Here is a 14880-nt window from a genome sequence, read left to right on the forward strand (position 1 = left end):
AGTGAAGAAGAGTTGTTCGCGCATTTCAGCGCAATCAATATGGGTGGTTTCAAAACCCTCCAAGAGAACCAAAAGGTAACGTTTGATATTACCCAAGGTCCTAAAGGCAAACAGGCTACCAACATTCAAGCTGGTTAATTGTCCTTAGATCATTATCAAAAACCCAGGACTTGTTCCTGGGTTTTTTTATGGGTCTTAAGCTATCGACTACACCTTCCGGCGCAAAGATTTTTTTTAGATCTTGCCCAATGCCCGCAGAATCTTTTCACCAGTAATGGGTTGATCAAAGACGCTTGCCGCAAATGGGGCTAAGGCATCATTAATCGCATTCATGACTGCGCCTGGGGCTCCAGCAGTACCAGCCTCACCTGCACCCTTTGCACCTAGCTTGGAAGATTGAGTTGGTGTCTCGACGTGCGCAACCTCAATATCCGGCATTTCATTAGCCATCGGCACTAGGTAATCGGCCATGCTCCCGTTTCGAAGTAAGCCACTCTCATCGTAGAGGCACTCTTCAAATAGCACCCCACCAATACCTTGAACAATTGCACCGCGCACTTGTTCATCCACCAACATTGGATTTAATACACGGCCGCAATCCTCCACCGCCCAATGCTTTAAGAGTTTTACAAAGCCAGTATCCGGATCCACTTCAACATAGGAGGCCTGGACCCCGTTCGTAAAGATAAATGGGTAATCTTTTTGGGTGTAATGACGAGTCACCATTAAGTCTGCCGAGAATCCAGCTGGCAAAGTGTCAGTCCTAAAATACCCGATGCGACCAATCTCGCTAAAAGGCAATAACTGTTCGCCTGTCGCCTTATCCAAGACATGACTGCGGCGCACCACTAATTCTTCTGGGGCTCGTTGCAAGATCGCTCCAGCCAATTTCAAAATATTCTCTTGTAAAGCTTGGCAAGCAAGCAAGACTGCTTCACCACCAACACCTGCGCCGCGCGACGCCCAGGTTCCACCACCATAAGGTGTGACATCTGTATCGCCAGTAACAATTCGAACATCTTTAATAGAAATGCCGACGGCATCAGCAGCAATCTGAGCATAGATACCTTCAGTTCCCTGCCCTTGCTCACCAACACCAATCAGAATAGACACGACTCCACTTGGATCTAGTCGTGCAGAAGCACCATCTTGCGAGGCAATGCGAGCACCTCCCACACCATAAAAGGCGGGGCTAGGATTGGTCAACTCAATCAGAGTAGCAAAACCAATGCCCCGATAAATTCCTTTTTTGCGTAATTCAGCCTGCTCTTTACGCAAGGCTGGGTAGTCCATCATCTTCTCAATCGTGCGTAGGCATTGCTCGTGAGACAGCACTTCTAATTTAATTCCCGAAGCGCCAGAGCATGGATAAGCATCGTCCGGAATCACATTGCGCTTACGAAACTCCAATGGATCCATCTTCAGTTTTTGAGCGGCTAGATCAACCAAGCCTTCAGTGACAGCGCAAGCGATGGGATGACCCACACCGCGATACTGACAAGTAGGCGTCTTATTCTGAAAGACCACATTTAAATTGGCGCGGTAATGCTGATGCTTATAGGGTCCACCAACTAAATTTACGACTTGATTACCTTCAATGGCGCTGGTTCTTGGAAACATAGAATACGGGCCAATCGCGGTGAGATCATCGATCTCAAAGGCCAAAATATCTCCCGCATTGTTTGCAGCAATACGGCCTTTAATACGATGCTCACGTGCATGAATATCACTGGTAAACGACTCTAAGCGATCTGCCACAAACTTCACTGGACGTTCCAGCATGATTGCCAGACCAACAGTAGCAAAGTCATCGGGATATGCGTGAACCTTGATACCAAAAGAACCACCAACATCCTTACACAACACATGCACATCCGACTCAGACAAGCCAAACTGACGGCAATATAAATCTTGCATCATGTGGGGCGCTTGTTGTGAGTGATATACCGTTAAGCGCTTGTCTCCAGGGTTGTAATCTGCAATTTGGCAACGAGGCTCAAGTGTGACCCCGGTATGACGTCCAAAACCAAATGTGGCTTCTGCGACCACATCGGCACTAGCAAACACCTCATCTACTTGCCCCACATCTAAAGTGCGACTAAAACAAAGGTTATCGCCTAGCTCAGGATGTATTAACGGTGTCGCAGGATCTAACGCAGTCTCCATGCTCACCACCGCCGGCAACTCCTCCCACTCCACCTCGATATGTTGCAAGGCATCTTCAGCTTGGGCACGAGTTTCTGCGACGACTGCTACGACTGGCTCACCTTGCCAACAGGCACGATCTATTGCTAAAGCGTATTGAGGGGCTGATTTCATACCCACTAAGTGACCAAGGGTAGCAACCCATGGTTTGCAAATTTCTGCCATCTGCACGCCATCAACCACGGCTAGTACGCCAGGCATCTTGCGGGCGTGCTCACTATGAATCTTGCCGATCTTCATGTGGGCGACTGGTGATCGCCAGTACACCACATGTGCCATGCGAGGCAATTTGATATCGTCAATATAAGTACCCTGACCTTCGAGCAATCGACGCGCGCCATGTCTAGGCTCGCTAACACCGATATAACGCTGATCATTAGTCACAGGATCGAGAACTAATCCCTTTAAATCACTTGGCTTATTCATATTGCGTATCCAAATCCGTTAAGCGTTAGCAACAACAGGTTTAATTTTTTGACCTTTTGAGCGAGCATCAAGCACGGCAACAATCGCATCAACAATGGAGTGGTAGCCAGTGCAGCGGCAATAGTTCCCAGAGATCCACTCGCGCACCTGCTCCCGACTTGCTTTAGGCTGCTTCTCAACCAATTCAGCAGCGGCCAATAACATCCCTGAAGAACAAAAGCCGCACTGCATCGCGTTATGACGCATGAATGATTCTTGCAGATCTGCCAAGGCACCGCTTTTGGTTAACCCCTCAATGGTTTCAACAACTGAGCCATTAGCCTGTACTGCCAAGTACAAGCATCCGCGAATAATTTGCCCGTCTACTTTCACGGTACAAGCCCCACAGGCACCCTGCTCGCAACCAAGATGTGGGCCCTTCAGATGCAAATCTTCCCGCAGAAAATCAACTAGATGCATGCGCGGCTCAACTTCTGCCGTCACTTGAACACCATTTACAGTTAAGGTAATTTTTTTCTTCAAACTCATCGCAGTCTCCGAGTACTTTTTATTCTGTCTTTAAGCCATCATTTGCTTGAGGGCGCGCTCCAGCAAAACACCCACTAAATGTTGTTTTGCTTCGGCACTATTGGTTAAATCGGCAATGACTTCAATCTCTTCTCTTGCGGTTTTGACAGCGTCGACGATCAATTGCTCGTTGAGATTTTTGCCATCAATCCATGATTGAGTCTTGCCAGCCATAAGCGGAGTAGCGCCAACGGAGAAGAATATGAATTTGCATTGGGTCAACATATCGCCTTGCTTTTGCGCTACTGCTGCTAAGCCAGCAACGGCATAGTCTCCATGCCTACGAGCCAGTTCCTGGAAGCAAAATACTTGTGCGCTATCAGCGATTGGAATCTCAGTAGCCACCAAAATGTCATCCGGCTCTAATGATGTGGTGTACAGGTCGATGAAAAAATCGCTGGCGGCAACTCTTCTCTCGCCTGATGGACTATGAATAATCATCGTAGCGTTCAGTGCCAAACTACAGGCTGGCCATTCTGCAGCAGGATCTCCATATGCCAGCGACCCACCCCAAGTACCTAGGTTCCGAATAGCACGGTGTGCAATATGTGGTGCTGCAGCCTTGAGTAAAGGCGCATGCTTGGCAATTAAGTCAGATTCTTCAATTTCAGTATGGGTCACTAAAGCACCGATGCGTAAATGCTTGCCATCGAGTGTGATGCCCTTAAGTTCCTCTACATTAGTAATGTCGATCAACACACTTGGTTCTGATAGGCGCATATTTAAAGTAGCCAATAAGGTCTGGCCCCCAGCAATCAAGCGTGCATCCTCGCCCGCCTCGGCCAGCACCCCTAGCGCCTCTGTTAAGGATCCTGGCTTTACATAATCGAATGCTGCTGATTTCATATTGTCTCCTCCACCACTTCTATCTCAGTAATGCCTTTTGGTCTTATTGCCATTTAGCTTTTTACTATGTGTATTTTTTAATGACTTATTCTTCAGTTGGCACATCTTCTAAGGGGATGATTTCGCCACCCAGCTCTGCTGCAAACCTCTGAAAAAAATCATCTGCGATTTTTTTTGCAGAAGCACTAATTAAGCGTCCACCAATTTGACCTAACTTTCCACCAATGGAAGCTTCGGTGGTGTAGCAAACTAAAGTACCCCCATCAGCAGGCTTGAGCTCAACACGCGATTTACCTTTAGCAAACCCTGCTGCGCCGCCAGATCCTTCGAATGCCATAGAGCAGGATTGATCCTCAACGATATCGCTGAGCAATAACTTTCCAGCGAAGCGGGCTCTGACTGGGCCAATCTTAAACATCACCTTAGCGTGAATCTCTTCTGGAGCAATACGATTAATCTCTTCGCAGCCTGGTATGGACTTAGCGAGAACATCAATATCGTTCAATCCCTTCCATACTTCTGGGATTGGAGCGGCTATGAGTTGCTCGCCATTGAGTTCCATTACTTCTCCTTGGGGTTTGTACGAATAGAGTCTTATTGACCAACTGCTCAACAATGTACCATTATTTAACTTTTGGTCAATAAGCCCAACTTCGGATAAACCCTGATCTTCATGCGCCTCACTCAAGACAGCATTCCAAGCCTGCGTAAAGCAAATAAAGTTGCTAGCCCAGCTATGCCTGTTCGTCGCCGAATGAATACTACTGACCGTAGGCGCCAGATCGTTGATGGTGCTATTCAATTTTTTGCCACCCATGGTTTAGATGGTCAATTGCGCAATCTCACAAAAGAGCTGGGAATTACGCATACCCTGCTCTACCACTACTTTCCAACAAAAGACGCGCTGATTAAGCAAGTTTATGAAGACGTTTTTGAGTCTCGTTGGAAGCCAGAATGGGAAGCCTTGCTTGATGACAATAAGCTCTCTCCAGAAGAAAAGCTCAATGCGTTTTATCTAGACTACTCTGCTACCGTCCTCACCTATGACCTCGTTCGCATTCTGATTTTTTCGGGCTTGAGCGATCATTCGATTAGCGATCGCTTCTTTGAAATGCTGCGGTCACGCTTGCTACCAAGATTGATCCGAGAAACTCGTAAATATTGCCAACGCAATACGCGTGCAAAGCCCAGCCACAGAGAGTTAGAGCACTTAATGGGATTGCATGGTGGGGTCTTTTATATTGGTATCCGTCGCTGGATTTATGGCCAAGCTATATATGACGCCAGCAGCCCCCATGCTGAACAAGAAATTATTCGAGATCGAATCAGCTCCTATCTACATTCTGCAAAAACCTTATTTAATAAGTAGAAAGCCATCATGTCTAACTTAAGCCTGAATCACTTTTCTATTCGGAGTTTGGAAATCGAGAAGACCTCCGCCTTTTTTAATCAGGTGCTTGGCCTAACCATTGGCCCACGCCCAGAGTTCCCATTTCCGGGTGTGTGGCTCTATAACGGCGATGAGAGTAGTTGGGCTAATGCGGTATTACATTTGATCGCTATCGATAAAAATGATCCTGAAGGTCTGAAGAAATACTTAGGAGACCGGGATACCAGCTCGCTCCATGGCTCTGGGGCTGTTGACCATATTGCCTTCTTTGCAAATGGCCTGGAAGAAAAGATTCAATTACTGAAAACGTTAAAGGTGCCTTACCGTGAGCGCACGGTACCCGTTCTAAAGCTACATCAAATCTTTCTAGATGATCCAAATGGCGTAGTGATTGAACTGAACTACCCCGCTGCTGAAAAAGCAGCGCTTGATGCCAAGAGTGCATAAAAGAGATATGGCAAAAATTCTGGTCATTGGTGGATCGCTTGGTGGCCTGTTCGCGGCAAATATATTGCTCCGCCAGGGGCATGAGGTCACCCTACTAGAAAAAGCAATGGGCTCAATGGATGGTCGCGGCGCAGGGATTGTGACGCATGACGCATTGGCAGATGCCTTGCGAGCAGCAGGCGTTACGGTTGACGAAAGCCTTGGCGTTCCTGTAACCGGTCGCGTCACCCTGGGAGCTGATGGAGAACGACTTGGCGAGATGGTCTTGCCACAAGTACTAACGTCCTGGAGCCGCCTGTATCACATGCTCAAGGAAAGTTTTCCAAATGAACGCTACCTACAAGGCAAGACTGTAAAAACCGTTACTCAAGATGACAATGGGGTCCAAGTCAGTTGTGAAGATGGTAGCAAGCATGAAGCGGAGTTACTCATTGCCTCTGATGGCATTCGCTCAGTAGTACGCGCGCAAGTCGCTCCGAATATTCAGCCTGAATACGCTGGGTATATCGCTTGGCGTGGCGTCTGTGATGAAAGCCATTTATCCAAGCACACCTTAGATACGCTTTTTAATTACTTTGGCTTCTGCCTACCTAATGGCGAGCAAATGCTTGGCTACCCAGTTGCTGGGCCTGGTAATAACACGCAAGTGGGCCAGCGTCGCTATAACTTTGTTTGGTACCGGCCTGCTTCTGAAGATCAGGAACTGATTGATTTGCTCACGGATGCCGATGGCAACTATTTCCCTTTTGGAATTCCCCCATTAAAAGTTTCTTGGAAACATATAGCGAAAATGCGTGAGGCTGCAAGAGCGATTCTCGCTCCGCAATATGCCGAGATACTTGAAAAAACTGCCACCCCATTCTTACAACCCATCTATGACGTGAGATCAGAGCAAATTGTTTTTGGAAGAATTGCTCTAATGGGTGATGCTGCTTTTGTTGGCCGTCCGCATGTGGGCATGGGTGTCACCAAAGCAGGTGATGAGGCCTTGGTGATCGCCAGACATATTTCTGCGTTGGGGGCTACGCCTGAGGCCTTGGCAGCCTACGGTAGAGAACGTTTAGCCTTAGGGCAACAAGTCGTAGCCAGGGCGCAGTATTTGGGTCGTTATATGCAGGCTCAGGGATTAAAGGGGAATGGCGATAGCAGCAACCTGAAAAGGAATGCCACCACTGTGATGTCCGAAACGGCGATTGATATCAGCACCCTTTTAGCTCAAGGAAAGGCAGTACCTGAAGCCACACATTAATTTGGGCATTCAGTTAAGATTTACAAAACTACAAAAAAGTATCAGATTTATTAACTGTTTTATATGGAGGAGACACCATGAAACAAAAAGTAACGAATCAGACAAGAAGAAAGATCCTCATCGGTGGAGCGGCGGCTGCAAGTACGCCAATTTGGATGAGCGGAGCAAGCGCACAAGCCGATACCATCAAGATTGGTTTTCCAACCCCGCTGACAGGCGCCTTCTCTGCAGAAGCCCAAGATCAAGTGAAAGCTGCAGAACTCGCGATTAAAGAATTTAATGATGCCGGTGGTTTTAATGGTCGCAAAGCAGAGTTATTAGTGCGCGATGACAAACTCAATCCTGGTGAGGCTGCAACCCGCACACTGGAGTTGATTGAAAAAGATAAGGTGAATTATGTTGTTGGCTCACTCTCAGCAGCAACCCAACTCTCGATCAATGCAGTTTGTAAAGAACGTAAAGTGTTATTCAACTCCATCAGCCAATCCGATGCGATCAATGAAGTGAAAGACTGGAGCGTCTATACCTTCCACGAGGCTCTCAATCCAACCATGACTGCTGGTGCTGTTGCGCGCTATAGTATTCCGCGCTTCGGTAAAAAGATTGTCTTCTTAACGGCTGACTATGCTTATGGTCATGAGATGGTGCGTGCGTTTGAGCGCGCAGGCAAAGAAATGGGCGCCACTACCCTTGCGGATATTCGTCATCCATTGGGTGCTTCTGACTATTCAGCTTTCTTGCCACGTATTAAGGCCTTGAACCCTGACATCTTGGTGCTCTGTAATTTTGGTCGTGATCTTGTTAATGCTGCCAAGCAATGTACTGACTTCGGCCTAAAAGCAAATATGAAGATCGTTGCCCCTGTACTGCTCTACACCTCGCGTCTTGCTGGTGGCCCAGAAGCCTTTGAAGGCATTCTTGGTGGCACCTCTTACTACTGGGGTCTGGAAGACCGCATCCCTAGCGCCAAAGTATTTAATGATGCCTTCCGTAAAATGTATAACGGTTCAGTACCATCAGACTACGGCGCACTAGGCTACGCTGGCATCAAGAGCGTCCTAGCCTCTATTAAGATTGCCAAATCTACTGACACGATGAAAGTGGTGTCTGCGATGGAGAGCCTCAAGTACGACTGGTACAAAGGTCCAGAATACTATCGCAAGTGCGACCACCAAGCCGTGCAGTCCGTCATCATCGTAGAGTCCAAATCCAAAGATATGAAAGATAAGTACGATGTCTTTAAGATTTTGACGATTGAACCTACTACTGAGAAAAACATGCGCAGTTGCGCAGAGTTGGGCCATAAAGCCTGATCCTGAAATTTCAGGGTTGATCGTTGATTAACCCTGATTCACTCCCCTGAAGACCTTGGTCTAAGGGGAGTTTTTCTGAGTACATCTATGACCGGACTTTCATTCGAACTTTTATGCATGCAGTTGCTCACAGGCATTGCCTTGGGTAGCATCTATGCACTGCTTGCGCTTGGCTTATGTCTGATTTTTGGCATGCTCAACGTGGTGAATTTTGCGCATGGCGCATTCTTTATGGTCGGCGCATTCTTGGGCGTCTATTTCCTGGGTATTACCGGCAATTTCTGGTTTAGCCTCATCCTGACCCCACTCGTTACTGGTGGCCTGGGCTTAATCACGGAGCGCTTCTTAGTGCGCCCACTCTATGGTCGCGGACTTGACTACCCGCTACTCCTCACTTTTGGCCTCTCCTACGTTCTCATTGAAGCGATGCGAGTTACTTTTGGTATTGAAGGTCTCCCCTCCATTACGCCAGAGGGTTTAGGTGGGACCGTGGATGTTGGTATCGGCACCTTCCCTAAATATCGCTTATTCCTGATTGCGGCCACTGCATTCATTATTTTTGCCGTCTGGTTGTTTATTCAAAAAACACGCTATGGACTCATTATCAAAGCGGGTGCTGCTGATCAAGAGATCGTCAAAGTCCTAGGTGTTGATATCGCCAAAGTATGGCTTTTGGTGTTTGGTATGGGGTGTGCCATTGCCGGCCTCTCCGGTATCTTGGCCTCACCAACCCGCTCAGTCAATCCAGAGATGGGCATTCCGATTCTGGCGGAGTCTTTTGTTGTCACCGTAGTTGGTGGCATGGGTTCACCAGCTGGCGCAGTGGTTGCAGGCCTACTAGTTGGCATTGTCTACAGCATGACTTCACTCTTCTTCCCAGATCTTGCAGAGCTCTCTATCTTTGTTCTCATGGCTGTCGTCCTACTGATTCGTCCGCAGGGTTTATTCGGTAAAGCAGGAGCAATGGGCTAAGGCTCGTGAAAATTATGAACGCATTTTTTCAATTCATTGCTCGTCATCGACTGTTTGCCAGCATTCTGTTTTTGATGGTCTTCCCCTTCTTTATGCCGTATGAAGCCTTAGCTATCAATATCTTGATCTTTGGCTTGTTTGCCATGGGCTTTAACTTGCTGTTTGGTTATATGGGGTTGCTCTCCTTTGGGCACGCTGCATTTTTAGGAATTGGTAGCTACCTCACCGGCATCAGCATTGTTCATTACTCCCTCCCCTGGGGTACTGCAATCCTGATTGGCGTCATTGGGGCGGCCATTGGTGGACTCATCATGGGCTTCTTAGCGATCCGCACACGGGGCATCTACTTCTCCATGGTGACGCTGGCGCTTGGCCAAATCGTTTACTACATTTTTTATAAGGCAGAGAGTTTTACTGGTGGTGAGAACGGTTTACGGGGTGTAAAAGTGGAGACCTTCAACATCCTTGGCATACCAGTTGATTTTCTCAACCCCCTCACTAAGTACTACATCATTCTATTTTTTGTATCTATTGCCCTATGGCTAATCTCTCGCATCCTCAACTCTCCACTCGGCGCCGTCATGGAAGCCATTCGTGAAAATGAGAAGCGTGCAGCAGCCTGTGGATTTGATGTAACCAAAACTAAATTGCTGGTGTTTGTTTTATCCGCAGCCATCTGTGGATTGGCTGGATCGTTACGCGCATTACATTTATCGATTGTTCCTATTGATTCACTTCACTACCTGCAATCAGGCCAAGCTGTCATGATGAGCATCTTGGGTGGTATGGGCACTTTCTTTGGACCGTTTGTAGGCGCTGCGGTCATGCTTTATTTAGAGGATGTTGTCACTACCTTCACAAAGCATTGGATGGCGGTCATTGGCCTAGTCTTTATGTTCTTTGTGCTGTTCTTCCCCAAAGGCATCTGGGGAACCATTCTGAGCAAGTTACGCATCAATCAGGATGTCCAATAATATGAGCAACATGGATCAAACCCCTATTCTTGAAGCACGTAATGTCAGTAAGAGCTTTGGCAAGTTCAAAGCATTGAATGATGTTTCAACCCGCTTCATGCCTGGCACTATTACAGCCATCATCGGCCCTAATGGCGCAGGAAAAAGCACCTTCTTTAATGTCCTCAGCGGGGCATTCCCGCCCTCTAGCGGACAAATTCTATTTAATGGAAAAGATATCACCGGTATTCCACAGCATGAATTTGCGCGCATTGGTATTTCTAAAAGCTTTCAGATCACCAATGTTTTCAAACAACTGTCAGTTCATGAAAACGTTCGCGTCGCTGCGCAAATGGAAACTTCGCGCTATAACTTTTTGAGTAATGCGAAAAACTATCGAAAGCCGATTGAGCTTGCCGATGAACTCTTACGTAGAGTGAACTTAGAACACTTACGCAATAAAACAACAGGTGATTTGGCTCATGGTCAGCAACGTGCACTAGAAATCGCTATGGCCTTAGCCTGCAACCCTAGCTTGCTATTGCTAGATGAACCCACCGCAGGAATGTCACCTGAAGAGACGATGGTCATGATGGATTTAATTCGCACTCTAGCCAGTGAAAGAACGGTCATCCTAGTTGAGCACAAGATGAAACTGATCATGGGACTTTGCAAGCGAATTATCGTGCTTCATCATGGCGAATTTCTGGCAGAGGGAACTCCAGAAGAAATTCAAAATAATGCAGAAGTGCGCCGCGTCTACCTAGGCCAAGGCTAAAGGAATTAAGGTTAAATATGTTGCGAGTAGAAAACTTAAATGCCTGGTACGACAGAAGCCATGTCTTACAAGGCGTATCCCTTGAAGTGAATAAGGGTGAAATTGTGACGCTCATGGGCCGTAACGGTGCCGGTAAAACCACTACCCTGCGCTCACTCATGGGGCTTTTATCTAAGCGTCAAGGTAGCGCCTTTATCGATGGCACATCATTCTTGGATTTGGCCGCTCACGAACGCTATCACCTAGGCCTAGCTTATGTTCCGGAAGATCGCCGCATTGTTCCAGGGCTCACCGTTAAAGAAAATCTAGAATTAGGTGTGATCGCCAAAAAGAATCATGGCGATATCAGCGCCATGGTCGACGAGATTGCCGAGATCTTCCCTCGCCTCAAAGAGCGCCTTCATCAAGACGGCACATCCATGTCTGGTGGTGAACAACAGATGCTAGCCATTGCCAGGGCAATGATCGGCAAGCCAAAGGTCATCCTCTTAGATGAGCCATCGGAAGGCATCATGCCGGTCCTCGTAGATGAAATGTTCGAACTCTTTTTAAAGCTGAAGCAGCAAGGTCTGACCATTTTGCTTGTCGAACAAAATGTCCAGCAGGCGCTGAGGATTTCCGATAGGGCTTATATTCTGGATCAGGGTGAAATTGTGTTTCATGACACCGCTCAGAATCTTTTAGAAAACGATGAGATTCAGCAGAAATATTGCGCTGTTTAAATTAAATGAAGCCAGTGGCCTAACTGGTGCCAAACACTATCTGGCACTAGAGTGAGCAACCATGTCATGGTGAGGTAGCGAAGAAGCTTCCCAAAAAACATATAGATCAAACATGGTGCCCATGCAAGGCGCAACCATCCAGCTGCTAAGCACAAAGGATCCCCCAAACCGGGTAGCCAAGATAAGAGCAGCACCTTTGGTCCATGCTGTTCTAGCCACGCTTTCACCCGACCATTTTGCGGGCCCTTAAGTGACTTCAGTTTGCTATGGGCAAGTAAGCCTAGCCACCAATCAAACATGCCGCCGCAGGTATTGCCTATCGTGGCAATCAATATCGCAATCCAATAGAGGTGTGGATTAACTGTGATGTAGCCAAATAAGATGGGTTCTGATCCAACCGGTACAAGAGTTGCAGAAATGAAGGCACTGAGAAAAACTGCTGGCAATCCAATTGATGGCATTCCAAACCATCCAAAGAAATGCTCAAACATTTGCTCCATTAAGCGAGTACCCCGGATTTTTTGAGGATAGCGATTTGTTCTTCAGTCAAACCGGCTGATTTCATAATCTGATCAGTATGCTCCCCCAGAGTTGGCGCCCGATGACGAATAGCGCCAGGATTCTGTGAGAGTTTTGGAATGATTCCAGGCACTTGTACCTTGAGGCCATCAGCACTCTCTACGGTTTCGATCACACCACGCGCCTGATAATGCGGATCTTCGGCAATATCCTTGGCTGTGTATATTTTTCCAGATGGCACTTGTGCCTGAATCAAACCCTTTAGTACCTCATCTAAGCCAAGGGTAGCAGTCCAAGTATTAATAGCTGCGTCAATCTCTACAACTCGCTTAGCCCTACCATCGTTCTGGGCCAGACTTGGGTCATCGCCCAAATCAGATCTACCAATGAGCGTCATTAAACGCTTAAAGATAGAGTCACCATTGCCAGCAATCAGGACGTACTGACCATCACCACAGCGGTAAGCATTGGAAGGAGCAATGCCAGGCAAAGCGCCTCCAGCAGGCTGACGAATAGCGCCGAAGACTGAATACTCTGGCAGCAGACTCTCCGTTAAATTAAAGATAGATTCATAAAGGGCCACATCAATCATCTGCCCTTCACCACCACGCGCATCACGCTCATACAAAGCAAGCAAAACACCTAGGGCGCCATGCAAGCCAGCAATAGTGTCGCCCAGTGATACTCCTGCACGCACAGGAATTTCATTAGGGTGCCCAGTGATGTAGCGCAGACCAGCCATGGCCTCGCCAATCGCTGCAAAACCCGGTTCATCTCGTTTTGGTCCATCTTGCCCATATCCAGAAATGCGCAGCATGATGAGTTTAGGATTAGCTTGGTGTAATGCCTCCCAGCCCAATCCCCACTTTTCTAAAGTACCAGGACGAAAATTCTCGATCACAACATCTGCTTCTAGCGCCAAACGACGTGCTATCTCTTGACCTTCTTTGACGCGTAAGTCCAAGCAGATGGATTGCTTGTTACGCGAGTGTGCTTGCCACCATACAGAGGTGCCTTGATGAAGCATGCGCCACTTACGTAAGGGGTCGCCTTCACCTGGAGATTCAACCTTAACAATTTCAGCGCCAAAATCAGCTAACGTTTTAGATGCAAAGGGGCCGGCAATCAATTGCCCCAGTTCTAAAACTTTAATTCCTAAAAGTATCTGTTTGGGCTTTAAATTCATATTCTTTTCAAAGTCTTATGGACGATTGTTTATCTTAATACGCTATTTTCACGGATTTTCAAAACTTGCTTAAACTATCAGTAATAGCCCTTAATGTGCTGTAAATCATAACAATAGAGACTTCAATGAACCACCCTATTCCCAAGCCAGATCAATATCAAGATATGCGGGAGGCATTACGCGACCTGTGCGGCAGTTTTGACTCCGCTTATTGGCAAAAAGTAGATCATGAGCGCGCCTATCCTGAAGCATTTGTAGATGCTATGGCACAAGCAGGATGGTTGGCTGCCCTGATTCCTGAAGAATACGGCGGGTCTGGGCTCGGGCTGGCTGAAGCCTCAGTGATCATGGAAGAGATTAATTTCTCTGGCGGCAATGCAGGCTCTTGCCATGGTCAGATGTACAACATGGGAACTTTGCTACGCCATGGTTCTGACACTCAAAAGCAGCTATATCTTCCAAAGATTGCTACCGGTGAATTACGACTACAAACAATGGCGGTTACTGAACCCACAACAGGGACTGACACCACCAAACTGAAAACGACGGCCGTTAAGAAGGGTGATAAATACATCATCAACGGTCAAAAAGTATGGATCTCCCGCATTCAGCATTCTGATTTGATGATTCTTTTAGCGCGTACCACTCCCCTTGCGGAAGTGAAGAAAAAATCTGAAGGAATGTCGATCTTCATAGTCAACTTAAAAGATGCGCTCGGCAAGGGCATGGAAATTTCACCGATTGCCAATATGGTCAATCATGAAACCAATGAAGTGTTCTTTGATAACCTGGAGATTCCTGCAGAGAACCTGATCGGCCAAGAAGGTTTAGGCTTTAAATACATCTTGGATGGTCTCAATGCAGAGCGCGTTCTGATCGCAGCTGAATGCATTGGCGATGCCTATTGGTTCATAGACAAGGCTAGACGCTATGCCAATGATCGCATCGTGTTCGATCGCCCTATCGGCAAAAACCAAGGGGTCCAATTTCCGATTGCGGATGCTTTCATTGAGACTGAAGCCGCCAATCTCATGCGCTTTAAGGCTTGCGAGTTGTTTGATAACAAACAATCTTGTGGTGCAGAAGCAAACATGGCTAAGTATCTTGCTGCTAAAGCTTCATGGGAAGCGGCTAATGTCTGCCTACAAACTCACGGTGGCTTTGGATTTGCTAATGAGTATGATGTCGAGCGGAAGTTTAGAGAAACGCGCCTATACCAAGTGGCGCCAATCTCAACGAATTTGATTTACTCCTATATCGCAGAACACGTTCTTGGTTTACCAAGATCGTTCTAAGAGAAAATCTGA

General features: G+C 47.2%; 16 protein-coding genes. 10 read left to right on the top strand and 6 right to left on the bottom strand.

Annotated features, from left to right (window positions below):
- Nucleotides 1-138, top strand: a 138-nt coding sequence (locus tag ICN49_RS10475; RefSeq protein ID WP_216168075.1) for a cold-shock protein, incomplete at its 5' end; no start/stop codon positions are given.
- Nucleotides 139-234: 96 nt separating this feature from the next.
- On the opposite strand, the gene ICN49_RS10480 is transcribed toward ICN49_RS10475, so the two are convergent.
- The 4 genes from ICN49_RS10480 to ICN49_RS10495 form a co-directional block, all read right to left on the bottom strand.
- Nucleotides 235-2631, bottom strand: coding sequence for a xanthine dehydrogenase family protein molybdopterin-binding subunit (locus ICN49_RS10480; RefSeq protein ID WP_216168020.1), 2397 nt, complete (start codon nucleotides 2629-2631; stop codon nucleotides 235-237).
- Between the two features lie 18 nt (nucleotides 2632-2649).
- The gene (locus ICN49_RS10485) at nucleotides 2650-3159 is read right to left on the bottom strand and encodes a (2Fe-2S)-binding protein (protein ID WP_216168021.1); all 510 of its coding nucleotides are present in this window, start codon (nucleotides 3157-3159) and stop codon (nucleotides 2650-2652) included.
- A gap of 30 nt (nucleotides 3160-3189) precedes the next feature.
- Nucleotides 3190-4044: an FAD binding domain-containing protein gene (locus tag ICN49_RS10490; protein WP_216168022.1), complete on the bottom strand. Its 855-nt coding sequence runs from the start codon at nucleotides 4042-4044 to the stop codon at nucleotides 3190-3192.
- An 85-nt stretch (nucleotides 4045-4129) separates the two neighbouring features.
- Entirely contained in the window at nucleotides 4130-4606 is a 477-nt protein-coding gene (locus ICN49_RS10495) for an SRPBCC family protein (RefSeq protein WP_216168023.1), read from the bottom strand.
- Between the two features lie 111 nt (nucleotides 4607-4717).
- Between ICN49_RS10495 and ICN49_RS10500 the strand changes: the two genes are divergently transcribed.
- From ICN49_RS10500 to ICN49_RS10535, 8 genes are all read left to right on the top strand, one after another.
- Entirely contained in the window at nucleotides 4718-5413 is a 696-nt protein-coding gene (locus tag ICN49_RS10500; protein ID WP_216168024.1) for a TetR/AcrR family transcriptional regulator, read from the top strand.
- A 9-nt stretch (nucleotides 5414-5422) separates the two neighbouring features.
- Complete coding sequence (locus ICN49_RS10505; RefSeq protein ID WP_216168025.1) at nucleotides 5423-5881, top strand: VOC family protein; 459 nt, start codon at nucleotides 5423-5425, stop codon at nucleotides 5879-5881.
- 7 nt (nucleotides 5882-5888) lie between these two features.
- On the top strand, nucleotides 5889-7130 hold the full coding sequence (locus ICN49_RS10510; RefSeq protein WP_216168026.1) for an FAD binding domain-containing protein: 1242 nt from the start codon (nucleotides 5889-5891) through the stop codon (nucleotides 7128-7130).
- A 77-nt stretch (nucleotides 7131-7207) separates the two neighbouring features.
- Nucleotides 7208-8443, top strand: coding sequence for an ABC transporter substrate-binding protein (locus ICN49_RS10515; protein WP_216168027.1), 1236 nt, complete (start codon nucleotides 7208-7210; stop codon nucleotides 8441-8443).
- A 117-nt stretch (nucleotides 8444-8560) separates the two neighbouring features.
- A complete protein-coding gene (locus ICN49_RS10520; protein WP_255535510.1) occupies nucleotides 8561-9415 on the top strand; it encodes a branched-chain amino acid ABC transporter permease in 855 nt (284 codons plus the stop codon).
- A gap of 14 nt (nucleotides 9416-9429) precedes the next feature.
- Complete coding sequence (locus tag ICN49_RS10525; protein WP_216168029.1) at nucleotides 9430-10389, top strand: branched-chain amino acid ABC transporter permease; 960 nt, start codon at nucleotides 9430-9432, stop codon at nucleotides 10387-10389.
- 1 nt (nucleotide 10390) lies between these two features.
- The gene (locus ICN49_RS10530; protein ID WP_255535511.1) at nucleotides 10391-11146 is read left to right on the top strand and encodes an ABC transporter ATP-binding protein; all 756 of its coding nucleotides are present in this window, start codon (nucleotides 10391-10393) and stop codon (nucleotides 11144-11146) included.
- Nucleotides 11147-11163: 17 nt separating this feature from the next.
- Entirely contained in the window at nucleotides 11164-11868 is a 705-nt protein-coding gene (locus tag ICN49_RS10535; RefSeq protein ID WP_216168030.1) for an ABC transporter ATP-binding protein, read from the top strand.
- On the opposite strand, the gene ICN49_RS10540 is transcribed toward ICN49_RS10535, so the two are convergent.
- Together ICN49_RS10540 and ICN49_RS10545 are read right to left on the bottom strand one after the other, a co-directional pair.
- Complete coding sequence (locus tag ICN49_RS10540; RefSeq protein WP_439650864.1) at nucleotides 11865-12359, bottom strand: YqaA family protein; 495 nt, start codon at nucleotides 12357-12359, stop codon at nucleotides 11865-11867. The two genes, ICN49_RS10535 and ICN49_RS10540, sit on opposite strands and share 4 nt — an antisense overlap.
- A gap of 8 nt (nucleotides 12360-12367) precedes the next feature.
- Nucleotides 12368-13573, bottom strand: a complete 1206-nt coding sequence (locus ICN49_RS10545) for a CaiB/BaiF CoA transferase family protein (protein WP_216168032.1) — start codon at nucleotides 13571-13573, stop codon at nucleotides 12368-12370.
- 125 nt (nucleotides 13574-13698) lie between these two features.
- Here ICN49_RS10545 and ICN49_RS10550 point away from each other — a divergent pair, with 125 nt between their 5' ends.
- Nucleotides 13699-14868 carry an acyl-CoA dehydrogenase family protein gene (locus tag ICN49_RS10550; protein WP_216168033.1) on the top strand — a complete coding sequence of 390 codons (1170 nt, stop codon included), beginning with the start codon at nucleotides 13699-13701 and terminating at the stop codon, nucleotides 14866-14868.
- Nucleotides 14869-14880: the final 12 nt, after the last annotated feature.

Origin of the sequence: Polynucleobacter finlandensis (assembly GCF_018881755.1) — a bacterium.
Taxonomy (GTDB): domain Bacteria; phylum Pseudomonadota; class Gammaproteobacteria; order Burkholderiales; family Burkholderiaceae; genus Polynucleobacter; species Polynucleobacter finlandensis.